The sequence below is a fragment of the Micromonospora sp. genome, assembly GCF_048594385.1.
Lineage (GTDB): Bacteria > Actinomycetota > Actinomycetes > Mycobacteriales > Micromonosporaceae > Micromonospora > Micromonospora wenchangensis.
On record NZ_JBMDWU010000431.1, the window covers coordinates 1 to 17,158 of the forward strand.

Sequence of the window (17,158 nt, forward strand, 5' to 3'; positions counted from 1 at the left end):
GGGTGCGCGACACCGACCGGACGGTGTCGATGTGGCAGGGCGCGCTGTGGGGCCTGGGCCGGGTCGTCGCCCACGAGCACCGGGAACTGCGCTGCGCCCTCGTCGACCTGGACCCGGCGGACCCACCCGCCGAACTCGCCGCCGCGTTGGACCGCGAACTGGCCGGTGCCGGTCCGGAGGACCAGGTGGCGCTGCGCGACGGCCAGCGGTACGCCGCACGCCTGCTGCCCACGCCCACCGCCCGGCCGGACGACGCCGACGTCACCCACCAGCTCCAGGTCACCTCGCCCGGCCTGCTCGACGGGGTGCGCCTGGTGCCGGTGCCGCGCCGGCCGCCGGGGCCGGGTGAGGTGGAGGTCCGCGCCGACCACCTCGCCCTCAACTACCGCGACGTGCTGATCGCCATGGACCTGTACCCGCGCCTGTCCGACCAGCCCGCGAGCATGATCGGCGAATGCGCCGGCACGGTCACCCGGGTCGGACCGGGCGTGGCCGGACTGCGGCCCGGCGACGAGGTGGTGGCGATCTCGCTGCGGGTACCCGCCGCCAGTCACCTCTGCGTCGACGCGCACCTGGTGCGCCGGCGGCCGTCCCGGCTCACCGCGCAGGAGGCCGCCACCGTGCCGGTGGCCCTGGTCACCGCGTACCACTCGCTGGTGCACCTGGCGCAGGTACGGCCCGGCGAACGGGTGCTGATCCACCACGCCACCGGCGGGGTGGGCCTGACCGCGGTACAGGTGGCCCGCTGGCGCGGCGCCGAGGTGTACGCCACCGCCGGCAGCCCGGACAAGCGCGCGCTGCTGCGGATGATGGGCGTCGCGCACGTGTCCGACTCGCGGGGCACCGGGTTCGCCGAGGAGATCCGGGACGCCACCCGGGGCGAGGGCGTCGACGTGGTGCTCAACACGCAGGCGGGGGAGGGCCTGCTCCGCAGCGTGGAGCTGCTGGCCGACCGGGGGCGCTACGTCGAGCTGAGCCGGCGTGACCTGGTCGAGGGCACCCGGCTGGACCTGCGGCTGCTGGCGCGCGGGGCGTCGTTCTTCGTGGTCGACGTGGTGGACCTCGGGCTCAACGAACCACGCCGGCTCGGCGCGATCCTCGAGGAGACCCTGGCCCTGGTGCAGGCCGGTCTGCTCGAACCGCTGCCGTACCGCGTCTTCCCCGCGACCGACCTGGTCGGCGCGTTCCGGCACATGGCCCAGGCCCGGCACGTCGGCAAGGTGCTGGTGTCCGTCGGGGAGCTGACCGCGCCGCAGCCCACCCCGGCACCGGCCCCGCACCGCCCGGTCCGGATCGACCCGACCGCCGGTTACCTGGTGACCGGCGGGCTCGGCGACCTCGGCCGGGTGGTCACCGACTGGCTGGTCCGCGAGGGGGCCCGGCACCTTGTGCTCACCGGGCGTACCCCGCTGTCGGGCGCCGGCGGCGCGGACTGGTTGGCGGAGCTGCGGCGGCACGGGGTGCGGGTGGCGTACGAGGCGGTCGACGTGGCCGACGAGGAGGCGATGCGGGCGGTCGTGGGGCGGTACGGGACCGACGGCGTGACGATCCGGGGTGTGGTGCACGCCGCCGGGGTGATCGAGTACCGCGCCCTGTCCGAGCTGGACGACCCGACCCTGTCGGCGGTCCTGCGCCCGAAGGTCACCGGCGCGGCCGTGCTGCACCGGCTGTTCGCCGGGCAGCCGCTGGACTTCTTCGTGCTGTTCTCCTCCGGCTCGGCGGTGCTCAGCTCCCCGATGCTCGGCGCGTACGCGGCCGCGAACGCCGCCCTGGACTCGCTGGCCGACCAGCGCCGGCTCGCCGGGCAGACCGCGCTCAGCGTGAACTGGGGCTTCTGGTCGGTCGGCATGCCCGCGCGGGTCGGGCGGGAGCACGGTCGGGCGATCAACCCGGCCGGCATGGACACGTTCAGCCCCCGGGAGGGCATCGAGGCGCTGCGCCTGCTGCTGGCCCGCGACGCCACCCACGGCGTGGTGCTGCCGGCGGACTGGCGGCGGTGGGCGGGCGCGCATCCGGACGCGGCGACCTCGCCACTACTGCGTGACCTGCTCGCCGACCCCACCGCCGTCGCCGCGCCCGCCACCCCGGCGTCCGTCGTGCCCTGGTCGCCGCCGCCGACCTCCCCGTCCCCGGCGCGGCCCGAGGCCACCGACCCGGTCACCACCGCCCCACCCGCCCCGGTGCCGACCCCTTCCGCACCGGTGGGGTCAGGGGAGGCGGGGTCCGGGGTGGCGGGAACGCTGACCGACCGGGACGCCGTGGAGCGCTACCTGGCCCAGGTCCTCGCGGAGGTGCTGGGCATGCCGTCGGCGCAGGTGCACACCCGGCGTCCGCTCAAGCGGCAGGGTCTGGACTCGCTGATGGCCGTGGAGGTCCGCACCCGGGTCCAGCGCGACCTGGGGATGCTGCTGCCGATCGCGAAGATGCTCGGCGGCCACAGCGTCGCCGAGCTGGCCGGCGAGGTGTTCAGCCAGCTCGACGAGGCCGGCCGCCGCTGACGGGGCCGGGCCGGTGGGCGGTGCGGCGGTCGCCCCGCGTAGCCGTCCGCCGGCCCCGGTCTGCCCGGCCCCGCTCACCGGCGCGGCCGGGGCCCGGCACGACCGGTGGCGGTGACCGGACGTGCCGGTCACCGCCACCATGTCGTACGTCGGGTGTCGCCCGTCGCGCCGTCAGCCGCGGGCCGCGTCGGCCTGCGGGATCAGCTCCGCCCGCCGGGCCACCTCCGCGGCGAACTCGCCGAGCGTCATGATGGCGAGCGTCTCGATGTCGTCGTCGTCGAACGTCACGCCGAACTGGTCCTCGACCCGCAGCGCGAGCTCGGACACGGCGAGCGAGTCGAGGTCCACACCGGACGGACCGAGCATCGAGTCGGGGCCGGTGTCGTCAGTGTAGAAGTTCATCTCGCGCAGCGACTGCAGGGTGAACGCCAGGACCTCGTCGGCTGACATGGTGGGGCTACCTTCCTGTCGGATGGCGCGGGAGCGGCGGGGCCGGCGTCGGTCGACGACGTCATCCTCCGTCACCGACGACCTGCGGCGTCATCACGTCGGTCGACGACGTACTGCCGAAATGAGTGGGCCGAAGTTATCAACGGGTACTCGCGCCGGTCAATGCGCCGGAAATGGCCTCCACGGGTGCGCAAGGCGGAGCGGCGGCGGAATTCGAGCAGTTCTCAGTCCGGCGTCGAGGTCGCGTGCACCGTCCCGGCGCGCGGGGCAACTACAGTCCTTGCGAAAGGCGGACGTGGCGCCATGGCCGGCCGACCCGGGAGACGCGCTTGAAGATCACCAACGTTCACCTGTCCGGGCTGGGTGTCTTCCAACCCCCCGTGGTCGACGCCGGCCAGGCCGCCCGGCGCGGCGACTACAGCCCGGCCGCCTACCTGGAGAACCGGCTGACCGGCACCTGCGTCGCCGGGGACGTCTCACCGCCGGAGATGGCCGTGCACGCGGCCCGTCAGGCGCTGACCCGCGCCGCCGCCGACCCCACCGGGATCGGCCTGGTGCTGCACGCCTCCATCCACCACCAGGGCCCGGAGATGTGGCTGCCCGGCCCGTACATCCAGCGGGAGGTCGTCGGTACGGCGGCCCCCGCGTTCGAGGTCCGGTTGGGCTGCAACGGGGTGTTCGCGGCGCTGGAGATCGCCGCCGGGCACCTGACCGGCGCGGCGGCGGGCGCGACGGTGCTGGTGACCACGGCGGAGAACCTCGGCTCACCGCTGATCGACAGGTGGAACTCGGCACCCGGGTTCATCCTGGGCGACGCCGGTAGCGCGCTGCTGCTGGACCGCGACCACGGCTTCGCCCGGGTACGCGCCGTGGGCAGCGTCGCGGTGCCCGAGGTGGAGCCGCTGTACCGGGGCGGCGAGCCGCTGTACCCACCGGCGGCGGGCCAGGGCCGGATGATCGACATGCGGGAACGGGCCGAGTACTTCCGCGACAACGTGATGTCGCTGACCGACGCCGCCGAACTGAGGAACCGGGCCCGGCTCGACCTGATCGACCGCACGCTCGACGAGGCGGACCGCAAGCTGACCGACATGACCCGGGTCATCTGCGGGAACGCGGCGGCGTACATGGTGCAGCACGACCTGGTGGAGCCGCTGGGCATCACGATGGAGCGCACCACCTGGCAGTTCGGTCGCGGCGTGGGACACACCGGGGCGAGCGACCAACTGCTCTCCCTCAACCACCTGCTGGTCACCGGCCAGCTCACCGCCGGCGACCACCTGCTGCTGTACGGGGGCGCGCCGGCCACCCTGTCCTGCGCGGTCCTGGAGATCCTGGACGTCCCGGAGTGGGCCGGGGCATGACCGCGTCCCCGCGTACCTGGCTCGTCACCGGCAGCTCGACCGGGATCGGCCGGGCGCTGGTGACCGAACTGCTCGCCCGGGGCGAGTCGGTGGCGGCCACCGCCCGCGATCCGCGCGCCCTGGCCGACCTGCGACCTTCCGGGACGGGAACACTGTGGACGGCCCGGCTCGACGTCACCGACCCGCACCGGATCCGGCAGGTGGTCGACGACGCCGCCCGCGCGCTCGGCCGCCTCGACGTGGTGGTCAGCAACGCCGGTTACGCGCTGGTCGGTGCGGCCGAGGAGGCCAGCGGCGAGCAGGTCGACAGGCAGATCCGGACCAACCTGACCGGCCCCATCCACCTGGCCCGGGCGGTGCTGCCGCACCTGCGCGCGCAGGGCGGCGGGCGGATCATCCAGGTGTCGAGCATGGCCGGGCAACGGGGGTCACCCGGCACGGCCGTCTACTGCGCCACCAAGTGGGGCGTGGAGGGCTTCTTCGAGTCGCTGGCCGCCGAGGTGAAGGGCTTCGGGATCGGCGTGACGATCGTCGAGCCGGGCACCGTGAGCACCGGATTCTTCGGGCGGAGCAAGGAGCTGACCACCGCATCGCCCGCCTACGCGGGCACCCCGGCGGCGATCCTGCGTCGCCGGGCGCAGGACGGCCGCCTACCGTGCCGTGGCGACCTGGCCAGGATGGCCGCCGCCGTGGTCGACGTCGCCACCGGGCCGACCGCCCCGCTGCGGCTCGCGCTCGGCAGCGACGCGTACGCCTCGATCCGGCGCGGACTGACCGCGCGGCTGGCGGACCTGGAGGACCAGCGGGAGCTCGCGTTCTCCACCGACCTGAACGCGGGCGACGGGTCGACCCCGTCGACGCCGCACCGAGGACCAGAGGGGAACGACGATGCGCATCACCGTCCTGGCGCTCGGCAGCCGCGGTGACGTCTATCCGCTGACGGCACTCGCCGCCGAGCTGGCCCGTCACGGCCACGAGGTACGCGTCGGGGCGTCGATGAACCTGGTCGACCTGCCCCGGCAGCTCGGGCTCGACGTGGTGCCGGTCGGCTGGAACCAGCAGTCGATGATGCAGACCGAGCGGGGCCGGGAGTGGGTCACCAAGAGCACCCTCGACTCCTTCCTCCAGATCACGATCGAGGCGTACCGGGACTACGGTCGCCGCTTCGGCGACGAGGCGATCGAGATCACCGCCGGCACCGAGGCCATCGTCTGCGCCGTGGTCAGCGAGCAGTGGGCCGCGACCCTGGCCGAGGCGTACCACGTCCCGCTCATCGCGTACGACCTCACGCCGTCGCGGCCGAACGACGTGGTGCCGCATCCGCTGGTGGCCCTCGACCCGCTGCCGACCGCCGCGGCGAACCGGGCCACCTACCTGCACTACACCCGGCGGGCCTGGCGGTACCGGCGGGACCTGATGTTCGCGTTCCGTCGCCAGCTCGGCCTCCCCGCGATGCCGCCGCCCCCGAAGCGGCTGCGGCGACCGCTGGAGCTGCAGGGCTACAGTCCCACCCTGGTGCCGGGCCTGACCTGGGACGCCTACCGTCCGATCGTCGGTGACCTCCGGTTGACCCCGGACGACCTGGACCGCGCCGGGATGTCCACCCTCGATCCGGAGCTCGCGCAATGGCTCTCGGCGGGCGAACCGCCGGCCCTGCTGACGTTCGGCAGCACGCACGTTGCGGACCCGGCGGCGCTGATGGCGGGCATCGGGCGGGTCTGCCGGTCGCTTCGGGTACGTGCCCTGGTGGCCACCGGCTGGGGGCTGGCCGGGGTCGCGCCGTCCACGTCAGCGGAGCTGCGGGTGGTGCCCTACGTGGACTACGACCTGGTGCTGCCGCACTGTGCCATGGTGGTGCACCACGGCAGCGCCAGCATCACCGCCGCCGGGGTGCGCGCCGGCATCCCCACGATGGTCTGCTCCTCCTACGCCGACCAGCCGTTCTGGGGCCACCAGCTGGAACGGCTCGGTGCCGGTGTGCACGTGCGGTTCACCGACCTGTCCGAGGACGTGCTGCGCTTCGGCATGTCCCGCCTGACCACCGCTGCGCTGCGGCGGCGCGCGGCACAGCTCGGCGAGCAGATGCGCGCGGAACCCCACGGCACGCTCGTCGCCGCCGACGAGGTCGACAAGTACCTCGCCGGATGAGCGGCACACCGACCGCCGCCGACCGTGGCCGGGCGGTCGTCGAGGAGGTGGTCGGGCTGCTCGACCTGGTGACCGTCGACCCCGCGCCGGGCACCACGGCCCGGCTGGGTCCCGTCGCGGGGGTGTTCTCCGGACGCGGCACGGCGCGGGGCACCACCCGCCGGTACGGGGGGCTCATCGCTGCCCAGGCGCTGACCGCCGCCGCGCACACCGTGCGCCCCGGTCGACCGGTGCACTCGCTGCACGCCTACTTCACCCGGCCGGGTGACAGCCGCAGGCCCGTCACCTACCTGGTCGAGACCCTGCGCGACGGCCCGTCCATGTCCGCCCGGCGGGTGGTCGCCCTCCAGCGCGACACCCCGATCTTCTTCCTGACCGCCTCGTTCCACGATCCCGGCACCGGGCCGGCGCACGGACGGCCGGCGCCCGAGGTCCCGCCGCCGGACGAGGTGCCGACCCTGGCCCGGCTGCTCGCCGACGCGCCCGCCCGGTTGGCCGCGGTGCAGGACATGCTCTTCGCGTTCGACGTCAGGTACCTCGGCCCGCCGCCCGGCGGGCGGACCGACGGGGAACGGGCGGGTGAGGCGCACCGCCGGGCCTGGGTGCGGGTGGCCGGGAGGCTGCCCGACGAAGGGTCGCTGCACGCCGGCGCGCTGGTGCTCGTCTCGGATCTGCCCCTGCTGCTCAGCGCGATGGTGGCCGGGCACGCGGCCGAGTGGGGTCCGGGTGACCTCGGCGTCAGCATCGACCACACGGTGTGGTTCCACCGACCCTGCCGGGCCGACGAGTGGCTGCTGTACGACTGCGACAGCCCGTGGGCGGCCGCCGGTCGGGGCCTGGCGACGGGGCGGCTGTACACGTGCGACGGCGACCTGGTGGCCACGGTGGCCCAGGAGGGCCTGCTGCTGACCCGGCCCGCCCGCTGACCCGGGGCAACGGCGGGACGGCCCGCCGCCGCCCTCAGACGGGTACCGCCTCGATCGCGCCGTCGGTGACGCCCGTGACGGCGAAGCCGGCGTCGGTGAGGAGCCGGCCGTACTCCGCCGCGGTGCGGTCCCGGCCCTCCATCAGGACCAGCATCAGCAGATCCACGATCCGGTTGCGGGGCGCCCCCCAGGTGCCCGCTCCGGCGCCGGCGTGCTGCGGCTGTGCCGGCAGCAGCTCCTCCAGCACCAGCAGCCGCGCCCCGGCCGACATCGCCGCCCGCACCCGTTCCAGCACCCGGGCGACGTTCCCGTCGTTCCAGTTGTGCAGGACCCGCCGCAGCACGTACCGGTCCCCGCCGGTGGGCACCTGGTCGAAGAAGCTGCCGACGACGACGTCGACCCGGTCCAGGACCCCGGCGGCGGCGAGCCGGGCACGTCCCCGGGCGGCCGCCTCGGGCAGCTCGACGAGGACCCCGCGCAGCTGCGGACGGGCCCGCAGGAGGTCGGCGAGCAGGCCGCCGTCGCCGCCACCGACGTCCACCACCGTACGGGCGTCGTCGAACAGCCGGGCGGGGGGCGGCGGTGGTTGCGGGGCGGTGGACATCGCCCCGTTGAACGTCGCGGCCAGCTCGGGGTGCCCGCCCAGGTACTGGTAGAAGGATTCGCCGAAGCGGTCGGTGAAGGCAGGTCGGCCGGTGCGGACGGTGTCGAGCAGGCCGGCGAACGAGGCGAAGACCTCCTGGCCGTACAGGACCGCGGTGTCGCGGACCGAACCGGGGACGTCGGTGCGCAGGTATTCCCCCATGCCGGACAGGACGAAGTCGTCGGGACCGGTCTGGCGCAGGACACCGGCGTCGGCGAGCGCGGCGAGCAACCGGCGCAGCGCCACCGGGTCCAATCCGGCTGCGGCCGCCAACTCGGTGCCGCCGGTGGTGCCCGCGGCGATCCGGTCGGCCAGACCGAGCAGGGCGAACACCGAACACGCCTGCGCCGTCCAGGTGGCACAGAGCACGGTGAGCAGCCGCTTGCGGAAGTAGTCGTCGTCACGCGCCACGGATGGCCCTCCACTGAGACTCTAGTGAATGTCCAGAGAAGTGCGGGCCGGGCCCGCAGGCGCCTCGGTATGGTCAATTCGGCCCGGTCATCCTCGCATTAACCAGGGTGCGCTGACAATTGTCGTCAATGGGGAGCCGTGGGGGATCGAATGGGTGCGGTCGCGGCGGTCGGGTGCTCCGTCGGGTCTGCGGGGCGTACGGTCGTCGGGGCGTACCGTCGTGCCGGCTGACCTGGTGGTACGGCTGCGCCGCACGGTGGACGACGGGCGGGTGACGGCCCGCGCGTTGCTCGTCGAGACGGCCGCGGCGATGGCCGGCGTCCCACCGGCCACGGTCACGGTGGAACACACGGCGACGGGCGCGCCGGTGCTGCGCGGCGTCGCCACCGGCTGGCACACCAGCGTCAGCCACACCCGTGGCCTGGTCGCGGTGGCGGTGTCCCGACACGGACCGGTCGGCGTCGACGTGGAGGCGCTGCGCCCGTTGCCCGCGGTGGCGCTGAGCCGGCGGTGGTTCGCCCCGGAGGACACCGACTGGTTGCGCGGCCGGCCGGTGCAACGGCGCGGCGTCGACTTCCTGGCGCTGTGGACCGGCAAGGAGGCGGTGGCCAAGCTGCACGGCACCGGACTGCGCGGCGGCCGACTGCTGCGCTGGCGCACCGCGCCACCGGCACCGCCGGCGTGGCGGCCCGCCGTCGACGCCCCCGGCGTCCTGGTGACCCACCGGGAGCTGCCCGGTCACGTCCTGGCGGTCGCCCACGCGTGGCCCGGCCGCCCCCGGCCGGCCGTCGGTCGCTGATGCGGACCGCGCTCGTCCTCGGCGGCAGCATCGCCGGCCTGGTCGCCGCCCGGGTCCTGGCCGACCACGCCGACCACGTGTGGATCGTCGAGCCCGACGAGCTGGCGGACGCCCCGGTGATCCGCCGTGGCGCGCCGCACGGCAGCCAGGCGCACACCCTGCTCGGCCGGGGCCGGACGGTCATCGACCGGCTGCTGCCCGGCGTCGTACGGCAGATGGTGCGCGAGGGCGGCCAACTGGTCACCAGCGGTCCCGGTGGCGCGCAGTGGTTCCTCAACGGCCGGGCCAAGGTCCCGGTACGCGGCGGCAGCGTGGTCAGCGTGTCCCGGCCGTTCCTGGAGTGGCACCTCCGTCGGCGGGTCCTCGCGCTGCCCAACGTGGCCCTGGTCGGCGGGACCGCGGTCGGGCTCACCGCCACCGCCGGCCGGGTCGACGGGGCGCTGGTGCGCGCGCCAGGCCACACCGACGCCCAGCGGCACGGGGCGGATCTCGTGGTGGACGCCACCGGGCGGTCCAGCCGGCTGGCCGACTGGCTCGGCCGGCTCGGCTACCCCGCGCCCGACAAACGCCGGATGGCCCTCGACCTCGGCTACGCTACCTGCCTGTTCCACCGGGAACCGGGCCAGCGGCTGGCCGGGCACGTGGCGGTGTACTCGGTCCACACGCCGAGCCGGGCGCGCACCGGACCCAGCTCGATGACGCCCGTCGAGGGGAACCGCTGGCTGACGCTGGTCAGCGGCTACGGCGACCGGCGGCCGGGCCGTGACCTGGGCGGGTTCCTACAGCGTTGCCGGTCGGACCCGGCCACCCCGCTGCGGCTGCTGCCGGACGCGTGCGAGCCGGCCAGCGAGGTGTACGTGCACCGCTTCCCGGACAGCGTCCGGCGCGACTTCGACCGGCTGGACCGGTTTCCGGCCGGGCTGGTGGCGATCGGCGACGCGGTCGCCTCGTTCAACCCGACCTACGGCCAGGGCATCTCGGTGGCGGCCCTACAGGCGGTCGCGCTCGGCGAGTGGCTCGCCGGGCCCGGCGCGGTGGACCGGCCGGCGTACGGGTACTTCCGGCGGGTCCGGGCGGTGGTGGACGACGCCTGGGACTTCTCCGCCGCGCAGGACTGCTACCTGCCGCACGTGACCGTCGCCCGACCGTTCGGCTGGCGGCTGCGCCGGGGCCTGGCCGAGGCGGTCCAGCACGCGACCGTGACCGACGAGGTGGTGCACCGGGCCTTCCTGGAGGTCGTCAACCTGACGGCCGGCCCCGCCCGGCTGCGTCGTCCGGAGATCCTCTGGCGGGTCGGGGCGGCGGCGCTGCGCCGGCGGTGAACCGGGCCGTACGAAGCGTGGCGCTCGGGACGCTTCGGGGCGACCCATCCCGTTTCCTCATGAAGGCTATTAATGATGTCGATGTGTGGGTGACCGCCACCCGCCCCGGGTCGCCGCAGGGCTCTGCGTTGTCGCCCCGCCGAGAAGTCTGACCTGGGTGTCCCCGTCGGTCCTCGAAAATTGCTCGAACAATCGACGACGATCGCTCAGAAACCGGCTAGCCTCTCAGTCGAACGTCGTACCACTGCGACGCGAAAAGGCCCGAATGTCGCCTGTAGCTGACGCCTGTCTATGGATAGGTGTGGTTTCCGCTGTCGTTCGGCCCCCGCGGCGGCACGTCGACGCAGGCAGTTCGTGCTCTGGGGGAGAGGCAATGGAAATCCAGATCCTGGGACCGCTCGTGCTCGCCCACGCGGGTCACACCGCCACACCGACCGCCCCGAAGCCCCGCAGCGTGCTGGGCCTGCTGCTGCTCAACGCGGACCAGACCGTGCCGGTCTCCGCGCTGATCCAGGACCTGTGGGGCGCGTCCCCACCGGTCAGCGCGCTGACCACGCTCCAGACGTACGTGCTCCAGATCCGCAAGTGCCTCGCCGGCCTGCTCGACGTCCCGGTCGCCGAGGTGGCCAAGCGGGTGCTGGTCACCGTCCCCGGCGGTTACGTGCTCCGGGTCGGCCCCGACGAGTTCGATCTGCGCCTGTTCGAACAGCTGGCCTCGGCCGGTCGACGCGCCCTGGCGGCCGGCGAGAACGTCGACGCGGCGGCGCTGCTGGTGCGCGCCTGCGCGCTCTGGCGCGGCCCGGCACTCGCCGACGTGCGCGCCGGAACCGTGGCCGAGCCCCGCCTCAAGGCGCTGGAACAGACCCGGCTCACCACCGTCGAACAGTGCATCGAGGCGCGCATGCGGCTCGGCCACCACCAGGACGTGCTGGCCGAACTCACCCTGCTCATCGCCGAGCACGGGCTCAACGAGAACCTGTGCGCGCAACTGATGGTCGCGTTGCACCGCAGCGGCCAGCGGCGCGAGGCACTGGCGGTCTTCCACCGGCTGCGCACATCCATGGTGGAGGAACTGGGGCTGGAGCCGTCGAAGCGGCTGCACCTGCTCCAACAGGCGGTCCTCGCCGACGATCCCGCGCTGGAGGTGGCCCCCCGGGACGACGGACTGACCCAACTGCTCGACCACCTCGCCCTCCAGCGGCCCCGGACCCGGTAGCCATCCCCGTCCGGCGGTGTCCTGTCCCCTCCCGGCGGCTGTTCATCCGGGCGCGGCCGGATGGCCGACCGTCACCTCCGCCCTCGCCGGCCGGCGCACGCCGCCGGCGGACGGGGTGGGCGCCGCCAGCGCGTGCCGTCCCAGCATGGCCACGTCGTCGCGTCGCTGCTCGCGCAGCACCGCGAGGACGCGGGCGTGCAGCCGGGTCCGGCGCAGCAGCGGGAGGCCGTGGTAGAGCACGTCGCGCATCAGGGCGTGGGCGAACCGCACCCGTCCCGGTACGGGCTCGACGAGCAGGCCGGCCGCCACAGCGGCCTCCAACCCGGCCAGGACCGGTTCCTCCGGTCCGCCGTCGACGGCGAGCAGGAGATCGACGTCGACCTCCATGCCACAGACCGCGGCGTGCCGCAGCACCGTGCGCGCGTCCGCCGGCAGCCGCGCCAGCCGGCGACCCAGCAGGTGCCCGATGCCGGCCGGCACCCCGTCCACCGCCGCCGGCCCCTCCGCCGCGACCAGCCCGGCCAGCTCGATGGCGAACAGCGGATTGCCCGCCGAGCGTTCCCGGGCGGTGCGCAGCAGCGCGGCGTCGTGCACGCCGTGCCGGCGCAGCAACGCGGTGACGGCCTCCGCGTCGAGGCCGCCGAGCGTGACCTCGACCGCCGGCACGCCGGCCAGCGCCGCCCGCGCCGCCGCCACGTCGTCGGTCACCTCGTCCGGCCGGTACGTCACCACCACCAGCACCGGGGTGCCGGTGAGCGCGGCGGCGAGATGCCGCAGCACCCGCAGGGTCGCCCCGTCGGCGTGGTGGACGTCCTCGACCACCAGCAGCAGCGGGCCGTGCCCGGTCAGCCGGGTCACATGGGCGGCCAACGCCCGACAGAGGTGGAACTCGTCGTGCCCGCCCCGGGTGGCGTCCGGCCCGTCGGGACCCGGCAGCGGGCACAGGTTCCGGTCCCCGGGCTCCTCCGGCGGCAGGAACCGCCGGGTGGCGGCGACCACCTCACGCCACGCCCACGCCGGGGGAGCACCCGCCACCGGCGGGCAGGTGCCGACCGCCGTGCGCCACCCGGTGTCGGCGAGGGCCCCGGCGAGCTGCCGCACCAGCGTCGACTTTCCCGCCCCGGCCTCCGCGCCGAGCCAGCAGATGCCGAGCCCCGACCGGGCGGCCCGGTCGGCCGCCGCGCGCAGTCGGGCCAGTTCCGCCGTACGCCCCCACACCGTTCGCGGGTCCGGCCCGGTCGCCGCCGACGGCGGGCCGGGATCGGCGGCCACCGGCAGCGGACCCGGGGCGGAGCGCACCGGCGGCCCGGGGACGGCCGGCTCCAGCCGGGGGCTCTGCCGCAGCAGGTCCGTCTCCAGGGCCCGCAGGGCCCGGCTGGGGTCGATGCCCAACTGCTCGGCCAGCGTCGCGCGGACGGCACGCAGCACGTCCAACGCGTCGGCCTGCCGGCCGAGGCGGTACAGGGCGACCGCGAGCAGCATCGCGGCCCGTTCCCGCAGCGGATGCTCGCGGACGTGCGGATCGAGGTCGCGCACCACCTCGTGCGGCCGGTCAAGTTCGAGCAGGAGCCCGGCGCGCTGCTCGACGGCACCCGCCCGGAGCTGGGCCAGCCGTTCCCCCTCCCGGTCCGCCCATGGCTCCCCACCGAACTCGGCGTACGGGGCGTCGGCACCCCAGCAGGCGAGCGCCGCGTCGAGGACGGCGAGCGCCGCGACGGGACCGGGTACGGCGTCCGGCGTCGCGGACCGCAGCGCCGCCTCGAACCGCCAGGCGTCCACGTGCGTGGTCGGCAGCCGCAGGGCGTACCCGGGGGCGACGGTGACCAGGACCCGGGCGGGGGTCCGGGCGCGACGGTCCGGTTCCAGGACACGGCGCAGGTTCGACACGTACACCTGCAGGGCGGCCCGGGCCCGGGGCGGCGGGTCGCCCGCCCACAGATCGTCGACGAGCCGGTCCACCGACACGACGTGGCCACCGCCGGCGACGAGCCGGGCCAGCACCGCGCGTTGCCGGGGCGCGCCGAGGTCGACCGGCGTGCCGTCCCGGACCGCCCGCACCGGGCCGAGCACGCCGATCGCCGTCACGCCCGGACCCCGCTCAGCGGGTGGAGATGCCTCCGCTGAGCGCGGGAGAGGTCAGACCCGCCTCGTTCGAGACCACCACCACATGCACGAAGGCCTGCGGCATGTGGGTGAAGTGCCAGGTACGCCGCCCGGTGTCCGGGGTGCCGTAGATGACCGCCCGCGCGACGCCGACCTCGGTGGTGGGGATCGGTGCACCCCAGGTGGGCTGCGGGGTCGGCAGCGACGGCCCGCCCGGCGGGGTGGTGGGCAGCCCCGGATCGGTCGGGGTATCGTCCGGCGTGGTCTGCAGCCAGCTCAGGTCGATCCGGTAGTTGTCCTCCCGCACCGAGTTGTCGGTGAAGGTGACGTCCAACGTCCGCTTGCCCTCCTGGTAGCCGGCCGACAGCGTCAGCCCGCTCGGCGCCGCCGGGCTGATCCGGTACTGCGGGCAGGCCAGCGGGACGACCTCCGGCACCGGCTGGCTGCCGTCGGGCACGTTGTTCGCGGTGACACAGAACGTGTGCACCCCGGCCAGCGCCGAACTCGGCACGGTGAACGAGAAGCCGACGAAACCGCCCCGCTCGACGTGCCACAGGTTCGCCGGACGGGTCACCGCCGGCGGCACGTCGGTCTGCACCGTCACCTGCACCGGGCCCCCGTTGGGGTCGCTGGCCCAACCACTGACCCGGACCGCCCCGCCGACGTACTCCCACGACTCCAGCCAGCCCATCGGGTACTTGTCGCTGCCCACCGGCGGGGGAGTCGGCTCGACCGGACTGTCGTCGCAGGCCGGCGGCGGAATGGGTACGTCGCAGTTGGGGCGGGCGAGGGCCGTGCCGGCCGCGGCCACGGTCAGCCCGGCGCTGAGGGTGAGCGCCAGGCCGATGGCGAGGATTCTCTTCATCCGCCCAGCACAGCAACCACCACTTGGCGTGCACCTGGCGTGCCCGGTGGCGGCCCCGTTCAGCCGTCACCAAGTGACGCGCGGTCCCATCGGTCGGGGCAGCGACCTGCCCGGGGTGCGGTCGCACCAGGACGGAGGGAACGGTATGGGCACCATGGTGGTCACCGGGTCGGTGGACGGCATCGGCCGGCGTACCGCGGCGCAGCTCGTCGCCGCCGGGCACCGCGTCGTGCTGCACGCCCGCGACGAGCAACGGGCGGCGGTCGCCAAGGCGGCGGTCCCCGACGCGGCCGGAATCGTGGTCGGCGACCTGGGTTCCCTCGAGGAGACCACGGCGCTCGCCCGGTCGCTGGCCGCGTTCGGCCGGTACGACGCGATCGTCCACAACGCCGGGATCGCCCGCCTCGACGCCGTCGAGCGGGAGTTGACAGGCGACGGGCTGGAGTCGACGTTCCAGGTCAACGTGCTCGCGCCGTACCTGCTGACCGCACTGCTGCCACCGCCCGGCCGGCTGGTGTTCGTGTCGTCGGCGATGGCCGCCGACGGGGTGGCCGACCTGGGTGACCTGCGGTACGACACCCGCCCCTTCGACGGCGTCGAGGCGTACTGCACCTCGAAGTTGCTGGACCTGGCGCTCGCCGTCGCCGTCGCCCGCCGCTGGCCCGCCACCCTGAGCAACGCGCTCGATCCCGGCTGGGTGCGCACCCGCATGGGCGGTGCCGCCGCCCCGACCAGTCCCGACGACGCCGCCCGCGCCCAGGTGCGCCTCGCCGTGGGCACCGAACCCGACGTCCTGGTCAGCGGGCGGTACGTCAGCGCCCGCGACTGGCGGCCGTCGCCGTCGCGGGTCGCCGGGCTCGGGGAGGACCTGCTGGCCCACTGCGCGCAGCTCACCGGCGTCTCCCTGCCCGACGCCCGACCGAGCTGACCCCCCGACCGTGGCGTCGCACCGGGCGGGTGACCGCCCGACCCCGGTCCGACCGGCAGTCGGGCCGCCCGCCGAACCGGGACCGGGGGCGCGGTCGCCCCCGGTCACGACAGCTCCGGGACCGGGGCCGCCGGGGCCTCGGCCGGGCTGGGCGCGCCCAGCCCGTGGTCGCGGGCCAGGGCGATCGCCTCGGCGCGGCTGCCCAGGTGCAGCTTGACCAGGATGACCGAGACGTTGTTGCGGACGGTCTTGGCGCTCAACCCGAGCCGGTGCGCGATCAGCGGATTCGACAGCCCCCGGGCGAGCAGTTCGAGGATCTCCCGTTCCCGGTCGGTGAGCTGCGGGAACGGGGCGTCGGCGCGGGCGCCCAGCAGCGCGCCGGCCCGGTCGGCGAGCGGGCCCCCGAGGACCAGGTCGCCGCCGGCCACCCCCCGGATGCCCCGCTCCACGTCGGTGGCGGAGGCGCCCTTGAGCAGGTAGCCGCGGGCTCCGGCGCGCAGCGCGGCGACCAGGGACGCGTCGTCGTTGAGCATGCTCACCACCAGCACCCGCACCGACGGGTGGTCGCGGCGCAGCAGCCGGGTCACCTCGATGCCCGACCCCTGGCCGAGGTGCAGGTCCATCAGCACCACGTCCGGGCGTACCCGGGCCACGAGCGCCACGGCGGTCGACGCGTCGGCGGCCTCGCCCACGCACTCGATGCCACCCAGGGTGTCGAGCAGTGCGCCCATGCCCAGCCGGAAGACCGGGTGGTCGTCCACCACGGCGACGCGGATCGGGGTGTCGGTCACGGCTGCTCCAGGGGGACGGTCAGGCAGACGGTGGTGCCCCGGGAGCCGGCCGGCCCCACGGTGAGGGTCGCGCCCACCGCCTCGGCCCGTTCCCGCATCGCGTGCAGGCCGACGCCGTGGCCGGTGGGGCCGGCCGGAAGGCCCCGACCCTGGTCGGTGACGGTGACCCGCAGCCGGTCGGGCCGCTGGTCCAGCGACACGGTGCACCGGTCCACCCCGGCGTGCCGCTGCACGTTGCGGATCGCCTCGGCGGTGACCCCGTAGGCGGCGGTCGCGACCGGCTCCGGCAGCGGCGTCAGGGTGGCCGGCCCGTGCAGCACGATCCGCAGGCCGCTGCGGGCGTACTGGTCCCGCAGCAGGTGCAGGGCGGGGCTCAGACCGCCGTCGGCGAGCACCGGGGGCAGCAGGCCGTGCGCCATGTCCCGCACCTCCGCCGCCCGTGCCGTCAGCTCGCCGGTCAACCGGTCCAGCAGCTCCTCGGCCCGTCCCGGGTCCCGGCGCAGCAGGTTGCGGGTGGCGGCCAGCCCCAACCCGATGCCGCTGAGCGCGGGGCCGAGACCGTCGTGCAGATCGCGGCGCAGGGAGCGGCGTTCCTCGTCGCGTACCTCGGCCAGCCGTTGGCGCGAGCGGGCCAGGTCCCGGTTCGTGCCGGCCAGGTCCACGACCGCGGCGACCACCGGAGCGAGGACGGCGA

At 75.1% G+C, this 17,158-nt stretch carries 15 protein-coding genes; 9 read left to right on the plus strand and 6 right to left on the minus strand.

Translation table 11 applies throughout. The annotated features are described in order from the left end of the window. The coding region (locus ACOJTC_RS23325) for an SDR family NAD(P)-dependent oxidoreductase (protein ID WP_420118489.1) at positions 1 to 2,498 on the plus strand (2,498 nt) is incomplete at its 5' end. Positions 2,499 to 2,669: 171 nt separating this feature from the next. Here the strand turns inward: ACOJTC_RS23325 and ACOJTC_RS23330 are convergent. Continuing rightward, positions 2,670 to 2,948, minus strand: a complete 279-nt coding sequence (locus ACOJTC_RS23330) for a phosphopantetheine-binding protein (RefSeq protein WP_363654658.1) — start codon at positions 2,946 to 2,948, stop codon at positions 2,670 to 2,672. 329 nt (positions 2,949 to 3,277) lie between these two features. Between ACOJTC_RS23330 and ACOJTC_RS23335 the strand changes: the two genes are divergently transcribed. From ACOJTC_RS23335 to ACOJTC_RS23350, 4 genes are read left to right on the plus strand one after another with little or no spacing between them, the layout of a single operon-like run. Further along, complete coding sequence (locus ACOJTC_RS23335) at positions 3,278 to 4,312, plus strand: ketoacyl-ACP synthase III family protein (RefSeq protein WP_377684145.1); 1,035 nt, start codon at positions 3,278 to 3,280, stop codon at positions 4,310 to 4,312. Next, positions 4,309 to 5,238 carry an SDR family oxidoreductase gene (locus ACOJTC_RS23340; protein ID WP_420118490.1) on the plus strand — a complete coding sequence of 310 codons (930 nt, stop codon included), beginning with the start codon at positions 4,309 to 4,311 and terminating at the stop codon, positions 5,236 to 5,238. Before ACOJTC_RS23335 ends, ACOJTC_RS23340 begins: the two co-directional genes overlap by 4 nt. Next, the gene (locus ACOJTC_RS23345) at positions 5,201 to 6,460 is read left to right on the plus strand and encodes a glycosyltransferase (RefSeq protein WP_420118491.1); all 1,260 of its coding nucleotides are present in this window, start codon (positions 5,201 to 5,203) and stop codon (positions 6,458 to 6,460) included. Before ACOJTC_RS23340 ends, ACOJTC_RS23345 begins: the two co-directional genes overlap by 38 nt. Then, complete coding sequence (locus tag ACOJTC_RS23350; RefSeq protein WP_420118492.1) at positions 6,457 to 7,386, plus strand: acyl-CoA thioesterase; 930 nt, start codon at positions 6,457 to 6,459, stop codon at positions 7,384 to 7,386. The genes ACOJTC_RS23345 and ACOJTC_RS23350 overlap by 4 nt, the downstream gene beginning before the upstream one ends. Positions 7,387 to 7,420: 34 nt before the next feature. Here ACOJTC_RS23350 and ACOJTC_RS23355 read toward each other — a convergent pair whose 3' ends face one another. After that, positions 7,421 to 8,440, minus strand: a complete 1,020-nt coding sequence (locus ACOJTC_RS23355; RefSeq protein ID WP_420118493.1) for a methyltransferase — start codon at positions 8,438 to 8,440, stop codon at positions 7,421 to 7,423. Positions 8,441 to 8,660: 220 nt separating this feature from the next. On the opposite strand from ACOJTC_RS23355, the gene ACOJTC_RS23360 reads away from it, so the two are divergent. The 3 genes from ACOJTC_RS23360 to ACOJTC_RS23370 all read left to right on the plus strand — a co-directional run bounded on the left by ACOJTC_RS23360 (position 8,661) and on the right by ACOJTC_RS23370 (position 11,777). Then, on the plus strand, positions 8,661 to 9,239 hold the full coding sequence (locus ACOJTC_RS23360) for a 4'-phosphopantetheinyl transferase family protein (RefSeq protein ID WP_420118494.1): 579 nt from the start codon (positions 8,661 to 8,663) through the stop codon (positions 9,237 to 9,239). Continuing rightward, positions 9,239 to 10,561: an FAD-dependent oxidoreductase gene (locus ACOJTC_RS23365; RefSeq protein ID WP_420118495.1), complete on the plus strand. Its 1,323-nt coding sequence runs from the start codon at positions 9,239 to 9,241 to the stop codon at positions 10,559 to 10,561. The genes ACOJTC_RS23360 and ACOJTC_RS23365 overlap by 1 nt, the downstream gene beginning before the upstream one ends. Before the next feature lie 373 nt (positions 10,562 to 10,934). Beyond that, on the plus strand, positions 10,935 to 11,777 hold the full coding sequence (locus ACOJTC_RS23370) for an AfsR/SARP family transcriptional regulator (RefSeq protein WP_420118496.1): 843 nt from the start codon (positions 10,935 to 10,937) through the stop codon (positions 11,775 to 11,777). Positions 11,778 to 11,819: 42 nt separating this feature from the next. Here ACOJTC_RS23370 and ACOJTC_RS23375 read toward each other — a convergent pair whose 3' ends face one another. Together ACOJTC_RS23375 and ACOJTC_RS23380 are read right to left on the minus strand one after the other, a co-directional pair. Then, the gene (locus ACOJTC_RS23375) at positions 11,820 to 13,862 is read right to left on the minus strand and encodes a BTAD domain-containing putative transcriptional regulator (protein WP_420118497.1); all 2,043 of its coding nucleotides are present in this window, start codon (positions 13,860 to 13,862) and stop codon (positions 11,820 to 11,822) included. A gap of 13 nt (positions 13,863 to 13,875) precedes the next feature. After that, positions 13,876 to 14,745, minus strand: a complete 870-nt coding sequence (locus ACOJTC_RS23380; protein ID WP_420118498.1) for a hypothetical protein — start codon at positions 14,743 to 14,745, stop codon at positions 13,876 to 13,878. A gap of 145 nt (positions 14,746 to 14,890) precedes the next feature. Between ACOJTC_RS23380 and ACOJTC_RS23385 the strand changes: the two genes are divergently transcribed. Beyond that, positions 14,891 to 15,673: an SDR family NAD(P)-dependent oxidoreductase gene (locus tag ACOJTC_RS23385; RefSeq protein ID WP_420118499.1), complete on the plus strand. Its 783-nt coding sequence runs from the start codon at positions 14,891 to 14,893 to the stop codon at positions 15,671 to 15,673. 104 nt (positions 15,674 to 15,777) lie between these two features. On the opposite strand, the gene ACOJTC_RS23390 is transcribed toward ACOJTC_RS23385, so the two are convergent. Together ACOJTC_RS23390 and ACOJTC_RS23395 are read right to left on the minus strand one after the other, a co-directional pair. Beyond that, a complete protein-coding gene (locus ACOJTC_RS23390) occupies positions 15,778 to 16,464 on the minus strand; it encodes a response regulator (protein ID WP_420118500.1) in 687 nt (228 codons plus the stop codon). Next, the coding region (locus tag ACOJTC_RS23395) for a sensor histidine kinase (protein ID WP_420118501.1) at positions 16,461 to 17,158 on the minus strand (698 nt) is incomplete at its 5' end. The genes ACOJTC_RS23390 and ACOJTC_RS23395, both read right to left, overlap by 4 nt.